This is a genomic window from Pseudomonas sp. C6002 (assembly GCF_013385805.1).
Lineage (GTDB): Bacteria > Pseudomonadota > Gammaproteobacteria > Pseudomonadales > Pseudomonadaceae > Aquipseudomonas.
This window is the reverse complement of sequence record NZ_JACAPH010000021.1, coordinates 52,325-67,456: the sequence shown is the minus strand read 5'-3', so window position 1 is coordinate 67,456 and position 15,132 is coordinate 52,325. Positions and strand designations below refer to the sequence as shown.

Here is a 15,132-nt window from a genome sequence, read left to right as displayed (position 1 = left end):
GTGCCTGGTTGTGATCCAGCCACCTGCAACGCGGTGTGCGTTCCAACCGCGCCATACCCTGAAGACCCCAGCGCACAGAACCTGAACGCAATCCAATACGAGCCTCAAGTCATGTCCGGGGTAGTTAGGGTTTGGTACGTTAACCGAAGCATAAATCCGTCGTCACCGCCGGCCCCAGGGTTGGCCACACAAAGGCTTTTAGTGATGAAGTACCGATAATGGCGTCTTATGGAATGTCGTTTACCAACGACTCAGGTGTCGTGGTCATCGATTCGGAGTTTGCCAGGTTGGTCGTCCTGTACAAAGGTGACTACAGCGGACCTATCGTCTTCCCGGCGCCGATAACCACCCAGGAACCGCCCTTGGTGTTTGTTCGCCCCAGTGCCTCGGTAACCATAAGTTACGCCAAGATAACCGGTACCGCAGGCAACTGGACGGGCTTCTCATTCTTGGGAATGGGCTCTGGAAAGTTCTTCGTGGCCTCGTTCGGCGGGGCAACTCCCACTGCAAAGTACGGGTTTAGATTATGGGATGGGCAAGGAAAGTTGTTGTTTGATAGCGGGACACCGTGTGCGCAGTTCACCCGCACGATATCGGCATGGACCTACATTAGATCCAGCACAACACCGCAGGGTCAGACCCAGGTCAACTTTACAGCGCCATCCCCACTGGACTCCGGCGATTACATCATGATCAACAACATAGGGATGGATGTCAGTGCCGGTTCTAGCAAGGGCGCTAAGTTGTACTGCGTGTGGGACTACGCAAACAACCGGATTGTGATGTTTACGATTGGAGTCTCTAACGCTGCGACATTTTATGTGCCCGTGGTGTTCGCTAAGCCAGTGATTTAGCCGTTCACCAGACAATTCAAAATCCAATAGCCGCCCTGAGCGGTTTTTTATTTCCTGGAGAAAAATATGCCTTGGTACAGAGCCGGCACAGTTGCAGTCGCATTGAATTCAAATACGGTCACCGGCACAGGCACGTCGTTCAGTGCCAACGGGCGCGTAGGTGATGCATGGACTGGGCCCGATGGGCGCTGGTATGAGGTGACCAACATCGCCAGCAACACGGTGCTGACCATCTCGCCGAACTACCTGGGGGCGACAGTCTCCGCGGGTACGTACGCCCTGGCGCCGATGCAGGGCTACGTGAAGGACTCCGCCGATCAACTTCGGCAGATCGTCAACCAATGGGGCGCCACCCTGGCCGGCCTGGGCGCGGTCTCGACGGAAAACATTGTGCCGGTGGCGAAGGGCGGTACAGGGGCGACAACAGCCCCCGCCGCCCGGGCGATTCTCGGCGCATTGGCGGCTGGCGACTACGGGCTGGGTGGTTCAAGCATCACGGAGGCGGGCAGCCTGAGCACCCTGAACGTGACCAAGTTTTTTAACACGACAGCAGCCACGACTGGAGTTCCGATAGGCCAGGGCACCATAGATGGACAGGGGCATGGCATTCACAACCAGCACCCTAACGGCGCCTACGCAAATGAGATGTGGACGGCGCTTACGGCGAACAGGATGTTTTTCAGGATTCGGGCCGCCAGCAACTGGACGGCCTGGGCAGAGCTGTACCACACCCAAAACACGACCCGCGCCGCCGACGGCACACTGAAGGCTATCTAAATGACCACTCGTGCAGCAGTAAACATATTAGGCGCCGACGGCGCCGTCATTGATGTCACGTCTTTGGGCGTCAACACCATTACGACCGAGCACCCGGGCCCGGGACAGTACCTGGTGCACGGCACGCTTGGAATGGTCCCACCGCCAGAAGGCTGGGGCTACGCGGTGAATCAGGTCGATTCGGCCTGCTCGGTCGGCATCAGCTACAACGACGGCGTGCTGGCGGTAAGTGTGGGTAAGGACGGTGAGCCAACAGACTTAGCTCACAGCATCACCCTGCATGTGGCGGTGGAGTCACTCCCGACCGCGGCGTTACTTGAGCCAACTACATCTGGTGAGGCACTGCTGGAAAGGGCCCTGGCAGAGATCGTGCGGTTGCGTGCCCTCGCTGACTATGCGATCGCGCCACTTCAGGATGCCGTGGATGTCGACGAAGCGACGGACGCAGATCTCGCGGCGCTCAAGTCCTGGAAGAAATACCGAGTAGCGCTGAGCCGGGTTATTGAGCAACCGCAGTACCCGGATGCCATTGAGTGGCCCGTCGTGCCTACGTAACTGCAAACGGTCGAAGCCGCCCGCCCTGAGCGGGTTTTTTATTGCCTGGAGAAAAGCATGCCGATCACAGAGCAGCAGTTGCTACAGATCCTCCCGAACGCCGGCCGACAAGCCGGCGTTTTTGTTCCTGTGCTGAATACGGCCATGGCCAAGTACGGAATTGTCACGTGCCTGCGCATCGCTGCCTTCATCGCCCAGATCGGGCATGAGTCGGGGCAGTTCCGCTGGCTGAAAGAGTTGTGGGGCCCCACGCCGCAGCAGGCCGGCTACGAAGGGCGCTCCGATCTGGGCAACAAGGTCAATGGCGATGGCTTCAAATACCGTGGCCGCGGCCTGATCCAGGTTACTGGCCGGGCCAACTACGCTGCGTGCGGCGAGGCCCTGGGCCTGGACCTGATCAGTCGCCCGGAACTGCTCGAGCAGCCGCAGTACGCTGCGATGTCGGCGGCCTGGTTCTGGTCTACCCGCGGGCTGAACACTCTGGCGGACCAGAGCGATTTCCTGAAGATCACCCGTCGTATCAATGGCGGCATCAACGGCCTGGAGGATCGCCAGGCTTTGTACAAAGTGGCGCTGAAGGTGCTGGCATGACGCCGGTGCAGAAGTTGGCCAGCCTGGCGGCGCTGATCCTGCTGGCTATGGCCGTGAGCTTCGGCGCTGCCTGGCAGGTGCAGGAATGGCGGTATGACGGGAAGCTGGCAAAGCAGGCGGGACAGTTCCAGACGGACCTTGACGCGATCGGCAATGCCGCTACCGCCCAGGCCCGCGCCGAGCAGGACAAGCGCCTTGCCACCGAGCAGCAACTGGCCGCTGCCGATCAACAACACACCAAGGAATTATCCGATGCCCAGCGCAACCAGGCTCTGCTGCGTGACCGCCTTGCTACTGCTGATGTGCGGCTGTCAGTCCTTCTCGACGCCACGGATTCAGCCGGTGGCTGCGACGTGCCTGCCGCCCCCGGCGCCGTCGGCGTGGTTCATGCAGCCCGTCGAGCCCAACTTGACCCAGCGCATGCTCAAAGAATTATCGCCATCACCGATGCCGGAGACCAAGGATTGATCGCCCTGCGAGCCTGTCAGGCCTACCTAAAAGAGGTTTCTACACCGAAGTAAAAGGAGCGGCCGGGCAGGATGCGTCAACATCCACCCGGCCACCTTCCCCGCAGAACGTCCCTGCAAGTCCAGCCAAGACTCCTGTTTCGTGCACAAAGCGGAGCGAGCCTTGCACTGTTTATCCATTCAGTTTTATTGAGGTAAGTGTTTTTTTACCAAGAGACTGATATTCGTTGACATTGCTCTCAGTCATATTAAATGTTGCAATTATCAAATTATTATCTGATAGCATATATAGCTGCATATTCAATATGTCAGCATCGAGCCCCTTCGATGTAAATGTTATAAGCCATGCCTTATTGCCCCCAGCCTCGATCTGTGAAGCTTGAGGTGCTAAGTTTTTCATGGCGATTAAAATATTATCTTTGATTTCATCAATTCCAACTAGTTGCGGTTTTTTTAACTTTGATATGCCAAAAGATACAGAGCCGCTTTCATTGCTGTAAATAACCTGAGGTCTTCTTTTTGATGGATATTTAATTTCAGCCAGCTTTTCAGATAATGGTGTGAATTGCGTTGGTATTTCAACACTTAAGCCTAAAGATTTGATGTTCTCTAATCTCATGTTTGCGTCTAGCGCTGAAGCACTTGCCGAAAACATAAATAATAAGATAAATGCGGCTATATTTTTCCGTAGTTCAATCACGTAGTTAATCCTCAATCTTACCATTACATCTCTGCTTCGGTTTCAATCGTGACTGCTACCGGGGTGGAGGAGTCGCGAGTGCTTTTCCTACGGTATTCGGTAATGAATTTTACTCGGTCGTCCTGGAAAAAGAGCAGGATTGAACCAGAGCGTGGATGGGGAACGTGGTGCTAGAAACTGCTTAACCAGTAGCTCTTTTAAGCCCCGTTGAAACGTTTTTTCGCTCATATCCATGGATATCCCAGACAGTCCGTCGTTAAACCAAGCTAGCTCGATGCTTTCTGCAAAAACCTGACGCATATACGCTACCTATAGCAAGTCCTATTGACTGAGCGGTTGTCGTTGGTGTGTTAAATCCGGCAACCGCTCCTGTCATTATTGCGGATGCAGCACCTCTAAGGGTCGCCGGCTGTCCTGCGCCAGCGTAGGCTCCTACGCAAACTAACCCAGCTTAACCCAACGCATGTTCAAAGAGTTATCGGCATCACCGACGCCGGGGATAATGCCGTGATCGCGCTGCGGGCGTGCCAGGCGTACGTCAGGGCGATTGCGCACTGAGGATGATGAGCTACGCTTTTGGCTTGGATGCTCAGGACGGCAATTCTCCATTAAAACTGACAGGCACTTATGGACAAGCAGCTGGCAGGTCTCTCTTTTCTTTTGACGCTGGGATGGGTCGTTGCTGTTGTGGGCGTCATGTGGTTTTTTGGTAGCTGAAAAAGCTGTAGGCGGGAAATTGCTCTGTACTCAATAGCTCCCATGAGTACACCCATTTGGATATACAGTCATGAGCATCGGTGCAAGATTGAAATCTGAACGCCTTAGACTTGGATTGTCCCAATCTGCCATTGGTGCGATTGGTGGAGTGGAAGTGAATGCTCAGGGAAGGTACGAGAGTGGGATTCGTTTTCCGCGGGCGGATTACCTCGCGTCGGTCGCGAAATCCGGCGTCGATATCCTGTTCGTGATTACTGGAAAGCGCACAGAGAACGGTAGTGCGGATTCGGCCAAGGCTGCTGAGGCGCTGGATAGCGCGACGGAGTGTCTTGAAAAGGCAAAAGAGCTCATTCACTGATTCATTATTTTATGTATCAACGCCGGCCCTTTGTTTCGCACATTGCCCACGGCAGTATCGACCTTGAACCACTCGAAAACCTCGGCCGGTTCGCCCTGGTGTAGCACCATCTGTTCTGCTCGCTCCTTGGGCGTGGCCGGGTCCAGCCATTCCCTAGCCAGGTCCGGCGTCAGCACCACGGGCCGCCGGTCGTGGATGTCCACCATTCCGCCGGCGCTGTCGGCGGTGATGATCACGAAGCCGTCATGCTCGCCAGGGCCTTCGTCGCTGTCGGGCAGTTGGCCAATGGCGGCGCACAGCACGGGTGCACCGTCCCGCCGACGGATCAGGTAGGGCTGCTTCTTCGGTCCGCCTTCGTCCACCCACTCAAACCAGTTGTCTATGGGCGTGATTGCCCGGTGCGGCCAGATTGCGCGGAAGAACGGGCCGTGGGCCACCTTCTCGACGCGGGCATTGATCGGTGCGGCGCGGTCCTTGGCCCAGTGCGGGCGCCATCCCCATCGCACCAGGTCGGCGTGCAGCTGGTCACCCTGCAGGTGGAGCAGGGCGACTTGGGTTGTCGGGGCGACGTTGTACCGCTCCAGGGGTAACTCACCCACGGAGTTCGCCAGTGCATTTGGCATGCTCAGCGCTGCAACGAAGTCATGAATGCCGCTGTACTGGGAAAGTCTTCCGCACATGGCCAAGCCCTCAATCTGAAACCTGAGCTTAGACGATGGTTTTCGGGCGGGACATCAGGTCGTTCAGCATCCCGCGCAGCCTCTCCACTTCGCGCACGTTGACTCTTTCTGATGTTGTGAGGGTGTCGATCTGCTTACGCATGACCGCTGCTTCGGCGCCGCGCTGCCTTAGATATCCTGAGAATTCGTCTTTCTTTGCCTGCGCTTCAGCCAGCATCGCGACCAGGCCGAAGATGTCCGCCCTCGCTTTACGCAGTTGGAGGTTCAGTTCCTGGACCTCGTTCTCCAGTAGGCGGGCATGCTGTTTATGCATTTCGAGAGGCGTGGGGATGCCAAGCCACTCGCAGGTGTCTTCATCGATGTTCATGGGGCGTACTTCCGAATGCTGTATGCACGTACAGTATTCGAGATTTGGACAAGCGAAAGGCCTGAGGCGACGAACTGCAGGTTTACCCGACGATCAGTCGGGCGCCATGAGGACGGCCAGGGTCAGCTTGATGAACTCTTCATTCTCGTCGATGGTGTGCAGGGCGCCGCGGATGTTCTCCGCTACATCGGCTGAGCCGCGCTGCTCAACCCAGTTCGATAGCTCCATGATGGAGGCTTCGAGGGCCAACTGGTTTTCGTACAACTTGGAGAGCAGGGAAGGGAGCAGGTCTGAGTTGGGCATCGGCGTTCCTCTGGTGAAGTGAACAGCTTAGCAGTCGGCGTTCTTTGGGTGGTTTGTGTTCGGTCGGCAGGACGCCGGGGAGGGTGCGTGACATTTGCGTGACTCTCTCACGCACTTGTAAGCTCTTGTGGGCATTCGATTGCAGCGAGCGCCAGTAAAAACAGCCATTTCACAAGGGCTTACGGTGTTACTGCGTGCATGGGGTGCTAGGGGTCGAGTGTTCGAATCACTCCGTCCCGACCATATAATTCAAGGGGTTGCGAGATTTTATCTCGCGACCCCTTTTTATTTTAAGTGGCTTTTACCCCTACAAAACCACTGGCTCTGGGTGGAATCCTCAGCTGATACAAAGGCCAGAGTTTGTCCCGGAAGGCACAAGCAGCACGTCAATGCTTCCAGTCAGACCTTCCGGCCGAACACAGGTTTACGCAGAGCTGTCCGTTCTTGAACAGTTAATCATTGCTCTGAAAATCGCGAACAAGACTCTCGCTTGGACTGATAGGGCTGAGTGCGTAGCCAGAAGTGTTCGAGAGATGTCGAATGGGGTGTGAGTTCGGCGTCGGGTGGTCGCGTGATTCGCGCCTCGGGCATGGAAACCCTCAGAGTCGGATTTTCGTTTTCATGTGCTTATAGGCGACACGCTTGGTCGGCTGACGTTCGCATATGGCTTTACCGTACGGAGGAATGAAGCGTATCGTGCTGGCAAAAGGACATGGATAGATATTTGCCTCGCAAGGATGACGTTTCTTCTCTAAGCGCCCATCTCTTCGTTGCATATCCTTAGCATTCTGCTGAAGGATCAGGCATCCAGATATCCCTGAAATAACATCGTTGGAACAAGCGTGCCGGCAAGTCACGCGTTTCTTCCTGCGTGAAGCGCTTGTTAGCGCGTAAAAGATAAATTTGAAGGCTGAAGTGTGGACTTTTCGACATTATTGAAATTGTGGGGCGACGCCAGCACTGCTCAGCTAATAGCTCCGCGTGTAGTCATGGTGGCGGTGGCGGTCTTGTGTCTTTGGTACATCGGAAGATATTTCATCCCATCGTTCGTGTTGAGCAGAAGGCTCAAGTCGCTTACGAGTAGCATTGCTACTATCAAGGCAAAGTCGCCTGATCAGCTTCAAGCAGAGCTGTCGAAAGTATTCAATGCGACAAAACTGAAGCATCTTTGGAAAGAGTATTCAGAGACCCTTCACAATCAGTTCGAATATCACGAAGGCGAGCATCGCCTGGTGCGCTCCCGTGCGACTACTGTCGCGGCGAACTTTTTTACCGGTCAGAGTGTTGTCGATACACCGCTGGCTACTGAATTTTTCAAGCACCTGCCAGGCATCCTGACGGGGGTTGGCATTGTTGGAACCTTCTTCGGCTTGATGCTAGGGTTGCAGCACTTCGATCCAAGCACGCCGGAGCTGGTCAACTCAAGCGTGGACAAGCTCCTGAAGGATGTACTCTTTGCCTTCATCGGTTCATTTCTCTCCATCATGGCGTCGATCATCGTCACTGTCTCGGAAAAGTGGCGATTAGGGCGCTGTTACAAGCACCTTGAATCGCTGAATGAGGCAATCGATAGCCTATTCGACAGCGGAGTTGGCGAGGAATATCTTGCTGCGCTTGTAAGGTCCAGTGCTGAAAACTCGGTCCAGACTCGCCAACTGAAAGACAGCCTCGTCACGGATCTTCGGGAAATGCTGCAAAACCTCGTCGATACACAGGTCCGCGAAAGCCTCAAGTTGGCAGACACATTGTCTACGACCTATCGTGACTCCGGGCAGCTGTTGGCGGATCAGGTCAGCAGTGCCATTGAAAACAGCTTGAAGTCGCCATTGGAAGCGATTGCCGGGGCTGTACAGGCTGCCAGCGGCGATCAATCCGGCCAAGTGCAGAATCTGCTTCAGGATGTTCTGGTGGCATTCATGAACAAGCTGGAAGGCACCTTCGGCCAGCAATTCAACGGCCTGAATGAAATGATGGGCCAGTCTGTCGCTGCCATGCAGTCAATGCAGCAAGGATTCTCCAGCCTCATTCAAGACATGCGCTCGGCCAGCGAAAACTCGAATCAGAGCAGCTCGGCAATGATTGCACAGCTGCTTGCCGACATGCAGACCGGCCAAAGTGCCATGCAGGCTGGCATGAACGAGATGCTGGCAAATCTGCAGTCATCCATTGCCCGCATCGGCACTGAGGGCGAAGACGCTGGCGCGCGCATGGCACAGCAGTTAGAAAAAATGTTCGCCGACAGCGAGGCGCGGCAGCTGGCGATGGCCGAGAGTCTTCAGTCGTTTGTCGAGTCAATCCAAAAAAACATGGGCCAAGGTCAACAAGAAACCATGGCCAAGATTGCAGGCTCTGTAGAAGTGCTCGGCGAGCAGCTTTCTACTGTTTTCAAAAAACTGGAAAGTGGGCGCGAGCAAATGGATCAGTCCACTCGCGTTGCACAGGCAGAACTTCATCACGGCACTCGCGCGTTGGTGGGGGGGCTGGACGAGCAGGTCAAAACGCTGCTGCAGTCTGTCGCGGAACAAAATAAAGCCTCGCGAGACAACGTCAAAGCATTAAGCGCGCAAACCGAACAGCATCTGCAAAGCATGCAACTTGGTGCAGACAAAATGAGAGCCGCAGCTGAGCGCTTTGAAAATGCTGGATTGAGTGTATCGAAGGCCAGTGAATCGACGGCTAGTTTGCTGGGCACTGTTCAGGGGGCTGGTGCCGAGCTTGCTCAGGCCTCACGAGAATTGAACAGCATCGTCGCGGACTATCGCAACAACCGTGAATCGTTGAGCAAAACACTAACCGTTATCGAAGGGGTGGTGGCCAGCGCGCAAGTTGAGGCCAGCGGACGTGCTCAATATCTTCAGGATCTGAAGCAACAATCGGAACGCATGCAGTCGCTCAATCGCGAGGTTCATGAGTACCTGGAAAACATCAGCGGCGTTTTGGGCGATGGTTTCAAAGAGTTTGGCGACGGCATGGACAGGGTACTCCGGCAGACGTTGGGTAGTCTGGATACGGAGCTGGATAAAGCTGTTAAAAGTCTGGCTGGTGGCGTCGATGGAGTGAAGGAAAGCATTGAAGACTTCGGCGACATCATGGAACGAATCAAGCAGTAATGGAGCCTGACATATGTTTGGTAAGCAAATGCCTTCGGTGGCTCGCGCTAAGGATGATGCGGAGAAACCGTTCTGGATCTCTTTTGCAGACTTGATGACCGCCATGATGATCCTGTTTCTCGTTGTGATGGTTGCAGCTTTGAGCTCTGTCACCCAGAGGATCAGTCAGTCAGAGCAGGGCGAAAAACAGCGCAGTCGCGACATTAGTCAGCTCTGCGAGCATTTGCAGCTCAAGGCTAAGCACTCTAATGCAACCATCGTCGTCGACTGCAAAGACAATCGGATCAGCTTCGGTGAGGCGGGACGTTTTGGGCATAACCAGTATTCTTTGAGCGACGAGGGTCAAAGTGCCCTTCAGGGAGTAGTGCCACTCATTCTTGATGCTGCCGATAGCGAAGAAGGGCGGAAGTGGTTCAAGCAGGTTGTTATCGAGGGATTTACTGATACCGTCGGCTCGTATTTATATAACCTGCACCTGTCCTTACAACGGTCCGAGTGGGTGATGTGTAGCCTGCTTGATAGTCGCAGCCCTTTGCAAATCGGCCTTTCAGCTGAAAGACAACAGCAGATCAGATCGATGTTCCTGGCGGGTGGTGTTTCTTTCAACAACGCAAAAGACACCAACGAGGCAAGCCGCCGAGTTGAACTGAGAATGCAGTTCTACGGTTTGAAGGAGAAAGAGGAAAACCTCAAACCAGAAGTTCCAGTATTCGCCAGCACAGTGTCCGAGAAATGCCAGTTGGCGATGACGCGATGACCAGTGCATTAGCCAAGCTGTCGTCAGCTATAGCGCTCAGGCTCGATGCCCGTAGAATCGCGATTAGTTCTGAACCGTTGGCTCGCTTTCCTCGAATGGAAGCTGCCAGTGCCGATTTATACGACCGGTTTGAGCGGGCAGAGAAAGCATTGCCACCGCCTCAGGAAAAACGTAGAGCCGCCATCAATAAATTCAGGGATGTCCTGCCTCTGTCGTCCTCCGAATGGCGCATGGTCTTCGCCGGTCTCGCCGATAAAGTCGAGAGTGTGGGTCCCATTCTTGAAGACGAGCAACTTTATGGTCGAGTCCATATCGAGGTCAGTCAGCGGATCGAAAAACGGCGCCTGAGCCGCCGCGATTGGCTGGCGCTTTGTTTCAGCTACTTCGGTTACGAGTCCGATAAGCCCGACACGAATCCGGTCTGGTGCTTGTTGCAAGGCGACATCCGCAATGGTTTCGCTTGTGTAAAGGCGCAACAGACTCGTGAAAAAGAATGGATCCGTATCGTCCAGTATCATAAGCAGCTGTTTTCCGAACAGGCTGGGGTGACGCTTGGCGAGCAGATGTTCAACGGCGAGATCAGTGATCTCTCGATGCTGCAAACAATCGCGCAGATACCTGACAGCAGTTGGTTATGGCACCGGATATTTAACGTATTGCTGTCTCGAATCTTTAATTTGGAAGACGACGAGTTCTCGAAAAGATTCCCCGACTTCATTGAGATCGGGCGTCAGCATCCGACATACATGAATGCGCTCCTCAGCGCCTGCCTGACGCGTTATCACGCAGCATCGTATCGGGAAAAACCGTCGTCCCTTCTCAAACAGAGTGCTTTGGATAACTGGGGCAGCCCACAAATTCGCTCCAGGCAAAATAGCTGGCTTCAGTACGTGGAGAAAGACGTTTGTGCGATGGTGGTCGCGTGGTTTGCTAAAGAAGATCTTGAGCACTTCTTCAATCTCCTCAAAGGCGATAGGGATGTAGATCAGGCACGTCTGTTCTATTGGCTACGTTTCGCGAATCAGATGAGCTATACGCGGATTGTGTTGGGTGCAGACGCCAAAACGGATGCCGGGTCTGACTTTGTTGATTTTCGGCGAAAAAACAATGGCCGTTTGAGCTACCTGGCGGGCAGTAAATCAAGCAACAACGCAGTCATTATGCAAATTGCAAATTATCTGTTCGTCGAGTTTTCGGAGAAAGGCAACGCTTGTTACGTCTACAAAGCCGACAGCGCACCGTTCAACCCGGACCAGATTTATCTGGATCTTAACTCGGAGTTAAAACAGAAAAATAAATCAGCTGTAAAACCCATGGGACATATGGCTATGCCATCAAGGCCAAACCATGTTAGCGGATGGCTGGCAAAATTTGACGAGACTCTTGCAGAACTCGGTATCCGGGCTGATGGGCACATTGATAGTCGAGGTGATCACCCATTCAGGTCGCCACCCCAAACTATTGCTTTCGAAGCGCAGTTGGCGGAAGCGTTGAAGGGGATTTCTCATAGGGTGTATGACTCCCGCGCCAAAGGCGGAGCCTTACAAGTGCAACTTGAAAGTCATGAGCCAGCGGCCATGGCTTGTCTGCAGCGCCTCGGCTTCAAGCCCGTCAACAATCAGCCACTGAAATTCTGGAGGCAGTAATGCTCAAGCGTTTTCTATCTGGAAAAGGCCTGCTGCCGAAGTCCGGTGAGTTCAATAATTTGCCACTATACTCGATAGAGGAGCAGGGATTGTGCTTCCCGCTGAGCCTTGCCGACAGTACTGAGTTTTGGTCACTTGTAGGTTACCTCGATCAGCTCGAAGAGGAAGAGTTCGTATCCCAACTCAGTGATCGCTGGCTACTGCCGTGGGACGAGCTTTATCGACTTTTGAATGAGGAAGGGCACGTCAGCAGCGTACCGTTACTCGGATTGCCAAAGCAGTCGAATTTGACGCCGCAGCTCACTAGCCAAGGCAGTCTTGCTTCGAACGATTTCAAGGTATCAATAGGTGCTTGGCGCGATAGCGAATCCGCGGCGACAGTGCAAACCAAACGTACGGGCGCTGTCCTCACGCATGGCGATAAAATCGAGCTGCTGCCTGAGGCAACTTACCAATTGGTGAGTGCTGTTCGGCAACTCCATTTATCGCAACAAGAAAGCCCTGGCGAACTTACCAACCAGATCGGCTGGGCCAGCGTCCGCAAGCTGGCCCGCAAGGCTGGCGCAGGCATGGACGGTTTTCTCGACAAAACCGTTGTGGTCAGGCCAGAAAACCTTCGTCTCCATCCACGTAAATCGAGCGTAGGCAATACGCCTGTCATCGAGCTGGAACCTACATTCGACGGGCAGCCTGAAAATTGGTTGGAAAATTTCGATGCCCACAAACAAGTGCAGGATCGTTACCGGGTCATCGGGGCTGACGGATCTCTGACCCATGTGCTGATCGAGCCGGAAGTAAAATCGGTACTAGATTATGTGCGTTCACTGCACGGACGCCGGGTGGCGGGCGACGATGCGCTTTCATTCATTCGCAATCCCTATAGCTCTTTGGGTGATAGTGCCAGTCAGGTGTTGGACGCTGACACCTACGAGAGCGACTTGGCGGACGCTGGTATCTTCTTTCACCGTTTTCATCTTGAGCCCGAGCTAAACGATACAGGTCTACGCATTCAGCGCATTAACCTGACCCTTGAGCCCATTTCACCAACACCGCAAGCATCGATAGAACTGCCGTTCAACGAAGCTCATGAGTTTGCTCCCTTCGTGCATGAACTTCAGTTGAAGCTGGCTGCAGGCATGCCGGCGGGCTTCTGGCAGGGTTACGAGCTTGAATTAAGCGACTTCGATTTGCGTCAATTGGCAGGCATCAGTGAGTTGCTTAGACGCTGGCAGAACGAAGCGGCTGGCGCGGAGTTCGACGCAGTGTTGGATTTGTCGCTGTATGGCGATCGTGTCACTGGCATCGGCGAAGCAGAGCGCATCACGTCACCTTTCCTGGTCAAGGAGGCGACAGAAAACTGGTTGCCTAAAGACCTCGCGGATTTGGGCTCCGACGCCGAAATCCTCGGGCGCTGGGATCCGTCGGATCGGGCTCAGTTTGATGAGTTCGAGCAACGGCTGGGCGAGGCTCGCGCGGCAGGTGATGATACGGTACTGATGCCACTCTCAGACATGCCGCTTTCCATCGCGGCGGCAGAGCAGCTGTTTGATGCCTGGTCCAAAAAGATATCCACACCCGAGACCAAGATTTCGAGTTTTGAAGAAAAAGTAGGTCGAGCGGTACTTCAAATTGGTCATAACATCGACGAGCCAACGTACGTTCAAGTACGTCAGGAAGCCCTACGAGCAGCCCTCGATGCCCAGCCTGAGCTGCCGAGCCTGCTAAGACCCGAAGTCATCTTGAGAGAACATCAGTTACAGGGCATTGCATGGCTTCAACATCTCTTCCGGCTTTCGCCGACAGACGTCTCAGGTTGCTTGCTCGCCGATGACATGGGCCTGGGCAAAACCATTCAACTGCTGACGTTTCTGGTTTGGTACCTGGAGCAATATCCTCAAGACAAGCCGACCTTGATCGTTGCGCCGGTTTCATTGCTCGATAACTGGGAGCGAGAGCTGCACCGGTTCTTCTTTGCTGACGCACTCCCAGTCCTGAAGCTTTACGGCTCGGCTTTGAGCGCGGTGAAGTTCAAGAAAGATGAGATTCCTGCCGACTTGAAGGCTAAGGGTATCAAGAACCTACTTCGTCCGGGCTGGGTTGGCGGTGCACGCATCGTACTGACCACCTACGAAACGTTTCGTGACCAAGAGTTCTCCCTCGCTCGCCAGCAATGGTCGATCGTCGTGTGCGACGAAGCTCAGAAACTGAAGAACCCTGCCGCTCTGGTGACTCAGGCAATTAAGGCTGTTCCGGCTCGATTCCGGGTCGCTTGCACCGGGACGCCAGTGGAAAACTCCCTGATTGATCTTTGGTGCCTGTTCGACTTCATCCAGCCAGGCTTCCTTGGCGGGTTGAACCAGTTTGGTCGCGAGTACCAGCGACCCATCGAAGCTGCACTTGAGCGAGACACCGTTGCCCTGGAACGCTTGCGTGGGCTGATTGAGCCGCAAACCCTGCGCCGCACAAAACAGGATATCGCCAAAGACCTGCCCGCGAAAATCGAAGACAAGGGTTGCCGTTCATTGTCGATGCACGCCCTACAGCGAAATCTTTACCTCTCGGAAATTTCGGCCTATAGCCAGAAGCAACAAATCGAAGAACAGCTTGATCAGAAAACCTCCGGCATGCTCGGCCTGCTGCATAAGCTCAAACTCATCTGTGCTCACCCCTACAGTGTTCAGCCGGACAAACGCCTGCGTGACAACTCGCCGAAGCTGCGCTGGCTGCTCGATACCCTTGAGTCCATCAAAAAGGCAGGGAAGGGTGACAAAGTCATTCTCTTTACCGAACTGCGTGATATCCAGCGTGAACTCCAACACGCCATTCAGGAGTATTTCGGATTCCGCGCAACCGTGATCAACGGCGACACCAGCACCAGCAGCCAGAGCGCGAACAGCCGACAAAAACTGATCGACCAGTTCCAGGATCAGCCGGGCTTCTCTGTGATCATCCTCTCGACTATTGCAGTTGGCTTTGGCGTCAACGTTCAGGCTGCCAACCACGTCATCCACTTCACCCGATGCTGGAACCCGGCCAAGGAAGATCAAGCCACTGATCGTGCGTATCGTATTGGACAGGAGAAGGATGTTTACGTGTATTACCCAACAGTGCGGGATGCGGCGATGCCAACGTTTGAAGCGACGCTGGATGAGTTGTTGAGCAAGAGACGGGCGTTGGCGAGGGATATGTTGAGCGGCTCGGGGGAAATTCAAGCCAGTGATTTCGAACGAGTGCTCGGGGTCTGTTGAGG

At 54.4% G+C, this 15,132-nt stretch carries 14 protein-coding genes and 1 pseudogene; 11 read left to right on the top strand and 4 right to left on the bottom strand.

Going from position 1 to position 15,132, the window contains the following annotated elements; all coding sequences use genetic code 11:
• Nucleotides 1–233: 233 nt before the first annotated feature.
• The 5 genes from HX817_RS14110 (at nt 234) to HX817_RS14090 (ending at nt 3,298) form a co-directional block, all read left to right on the top strand.
• The gene (locus HX817_RS14110) at nt 234–854 is read left to right on the top strand and encodes a hypothetical protein (RefSeq protein ID WP_256348742.1); all 621 of its coding nucleotides are present in this window, start codon (nt 234–236) and stop codon (nt 852–854) included.
• Between the two features lie 198 nt (nt 855–1,052).
• Nucleotides 1,053–1,631, top strand: coding sequence for a phage tail protein (locus HX817_RS14105; RefSeq protein ID WP_177040408.1), 579 nt, complete (start codon nt 1,053–1,055; stop codon nt 1,629–1,631).
• Nucleotides 1,632–2,186 (top strand): tail fiber assembly protein, encoded by a 555-nt coding sequence (locus HX817_RS14100; protein ID WP_177040407.1) that lies wholly within the window; start codon nt 1,632–1,634, stop codon nt 2,184–2,186.
• Between the two features lie 57 nt (nt 2,187–2,243).
• Nucleotides 2,244–2,777 (top strand): glycoside hydrolase family 19 protein, encoded by a 534-nt coding sequence (locus tag HX817_RS14095; RefSeq protein WP_177040406.1) that lies wholly within the window; start codon nt 2,244–2,246, stop codon nt 2,775–2,777.
• Complete coding sequence (locus HX817_RS14090; RefSeq protein WP_177040405.1) at nt 2,774–3,298, top strand: lysis system i-spanin subunit Rz; 525 nt, start codon at nt 2,774–2,776, stop codon at nt 3,296–3,298. The genes HX817_RS14095 and HX817_RS14090 overlap by 4 nt, the downstream gene beginning before the upstream one ends.
• Nucleotides 3,299–3,416: 118 nt before the next feature.
• On the opposite strand, the gene HX817_RS14085 is transcribed toward HX817_RS14090, so the two are convergent.
• The gene (locus HX817_RS14085; RefSeq protein ID WP_177040404.1) at nt 3,417–3,944 is read right to left on the bottom strand and encodes a hypothetical protein; all 528 of its coding nucleotides are present in this window, start codon (nt 3,942–3,944) and stop codon (nt 3,417–3,419) included.
• Nucleotides 3,945–4,391: 447 nt separating this feature from the next.
• Here HX817_RS14085 and HX817_RS31325 point away from each other — a divergent pair.
• Nucleotides 4,392–4,502: pseudogene (locus tag HX817_RS31325) on the top strand (lysis protein); the annotation flags it as partial.
• Between the two features lie 229 nt (nt 4,503–4,731).
• Complete coding sequence (locus tag HX817_RS14080) at nt 4,732–5,019, top strand: helix-turn-helix domain-containing protein (protein ID WP_008431807.1); 288 nt, start codon at nt 4,732–4,734, stop codon at nt 5,017–5,019.
• Here the strand turns inward: HX817_RS14080 and HX817_RS14075 are convergent.
• From HX817_RS14075 to HX817_RS14065, 3 genes are all read right to left on the bottom strand, one after another.
• Nucleotides 5,013–5,699, bottom strand: coding sequence for an SOS response-associated peptidase (locus HX817_RS14075; RefSeq protein WP_177028271.1), 687 nt, complete (start codon nt 5,697–5,699; stop codon nt 5,013–5,015). The genes HX817_RS14080 and HX817_RS14075 overlap by 7 nt on opposite strands.
• Nucleotides 5,700–5,727: 28 nt before the next feature.
• Complete coding sequence (locus tag HX817_RS14070) at nt 5,728–6,066, bottom strand: hypothetical protein (protein ID WP_177028272.1); 339 nt, start codon at nt 6,064–6,066, stop codon at nt 5,728–5,730.
• A gap of 93 nt (nt 6,067–6,159) precedes the next feature.
• Complete coding sequence (locus HX817_RS14065) at nt 6,160–6,369, bottom strand: hypothetical protein (RefSeq protein ID WP_134326553.1); 210 nt, start codon at nt 6,367–6,369, stop codon at nt 6,160–6,162.
• A 917-nt stretch (nt 6,370–7,286) separates the two neighbouring features.
• Here HX817_RS14065 and zorA1 point away from each other — a divergent pair.
• Genes zorA1 through zorD form a run of 4 tightly spaced genes read left to right on the top strand, consistent with a single transcriptional unit; the run spans nt 7,287 to nt 15,130 of the window.
• Nucleotides 7,287–9,479, top strand: a complete 2,193-nt coding sequence (gene zorA1 / locus HX817_RS14060) for a type I Zorya anti-phage system protein ZorA1 (RefSeq protein ID WP_177035834.1) — start codon at nt 7,287–7,289, stop codon at nt 9,477–9,479.
• A gap of 13 nt (nt 9,480–9,492) precedes the next feature.
• The gene (gene zorB1, locus HX817_RS14055) at nt 9,493–10,236 is read left to right on the top strand and encodes a type I Zorya anti-phage system protein ZorB1 (RefSeq protein WP_053162988.1); all 744 of its coding nucleotides are present in this window, start codon (nt 9,493–9,495) and stop codon (nt 10,234–10,236) included.
• Nucleotides 10,233–11,882 (top strand): type I Zorya anti-phage system protein ZorC, encoded by a 1,650-nt coding sequence (zorC, locus tag HX817_RS14050; protein ID WP_177035835.1) that lies wholly within the window; start codon nt 10,233–10,235, stop codon nt 11,880–11,882. The genes zorB1 and zorC overlap by 4 nt, the downstream gene beginning before the upstream one ends.
• Nucleotides 11,882–15,130, top strand: a complete 3,249-nt coding sequence (gene zorD / locus HX817_RS14045) for a type I Zorya anti-phage system protein ZorD (RefSeq protein ID WP_177040403.1) — start codon at nt 11,882–11,884, stop codon at nt 15,128–15,130. Before zorC ends, zorD begins: the two co-directional genes overlap by 1 nt.
• The last annotated feature ends 2 nt before the right edge of the window (nt 15,131–15,132 follow it).